Consider the following 1,340-nt stretch of genomic DNA (forward strand, 5'->3'; position numbering starts at 1 on the left):
TTCCCCAAGCAGTTCCTGCCGCTCGCCGAGCCCGAGCGCTCCTCGTTCCAGGCCACCGCCGCGCGGCTCGGCGATCCCGCCACCTTCGCGCGCCCGGCGGTGATCGCCGCCAACGACGCCCGCTTCCTCGTCGCCGAGCAGCTCGCCCAGGGCGGGATCAAGGCCGACATCCTGCTCGAGCCCTGCCGGCGCGATTCCGCGCCCGCCGTCGCCGTCGCCGCCCTCCACGTCGCCGCCCGCGACCCGCAGGGCCTCGTGCTCATCCTCGCCGCCGACCACGCCGTCGGCGACGACGCCGCCTTCGTGGCCGCCGCCCGCGCCGCCCGCGCCGGGGCGAAGGCCGGCTTCATCATGACGCTCGGCATCGCCCCCACCAGCCCCTCCACCGCCTACGGCTACATCCAGCCCGGCCAACCCCTCCCCGGACAGGCCGGCGCGGCCGGCGCCTGCGCGGTCGCCCGCTTCCTCGAGAAGCCCGACGCCGCCCGCGCCGCCGGCCTCATCGCCGAGGGCGCCCTGTGGAACGGCGGCTACTTCCTGTTCCGCGCCGACGTGATGCTGGAGGAACTCGCCGCCCACGCCCCGGCGGTGCTGGAGGCGGCCCAGAACGCCGTCGAGACCGCCTCCCGCGACCTCGACTTCGTGCGCCTGGGCGAGCCGGCCTTCGCGCAGGCGCCGCAGATCTCGATCGACTACGCGGTCATGGAGCATACCGGCCGGGCCGGGGTGCTGCCGGTGAGCTTCCCGTGGTCGGACATCGGCACCTGGGGGGCGTTGTGGGAGGTCTCGGCACGGGACGGCGACGGCAACGCGCTGCGCGGCCGGGTGGCGGTGCGCGACACCCGCAACAGCCTGGTGCATGCGTCCGGCGAGATCCTGACCACGGTGGTCGGGCTCGACGACGTGGTGGTGGTGACGACCGACGACGCGGTGCTGGTGACGAGCCGGAGCGCGGGCGGGGAGGTGAAGGGGCTGGTCGAGGCGCTGCGGCGGCGGGGCGAGCCGGAGGCGGACGCGCACCGGCTGATGTACCGGCCCTGGGGGTCCTACCAGCGCATCGACCTCGGGTCGCGGTTCCAGGTGAAGCGGATCACCGTGAAGCCGGGCGGGCGGCTGTCGCTGCAGAAGCACCACCACCGGGCCGAGCACTGGGTGGTGGTGCGCGGCACCGCGGAGGTGACGGTGGACGGGACGGTGCGGCTGGTGCACGAGAACGAGGCGGCGTACCTGCCGATCGGCTGCGTGCACCGTCTGGCCAACCCGGGCAAGATCCCGCTCGAGCTGATCGAGGTCCAGGTCGGCAGCTACACCGGAGAGGACGACATCATCCGCATCGAGGA

1 protein-coding gene is annotated in these 1,340 nt (G+C 74.4%); it reads left to right on the top strand.

What is annotated here, in order from left to right; all coding sequences use genetic code 11:
• Positions 1–1,340 (top strand): mannose-1-phosphate guanylyltransferase/mannose-6-phosphate isomerase (locus EU555_RS35920; RefSeq protein ID WP_245524659.1); only part of this gene is annotated, 1,340 nt, incomplete at both ends.

This window comes from Methylobacterium nonmethylotrophicum (genome assembly GCF_004745635.1).
Taxonomy (GTDB): Bacteria; Pseudomonadota; Alphaproteobacteria; order Rhizobiales; family Beijerinckiaceae; genus Methylobacterium; species Methylobacterium nonmethylotrophicum.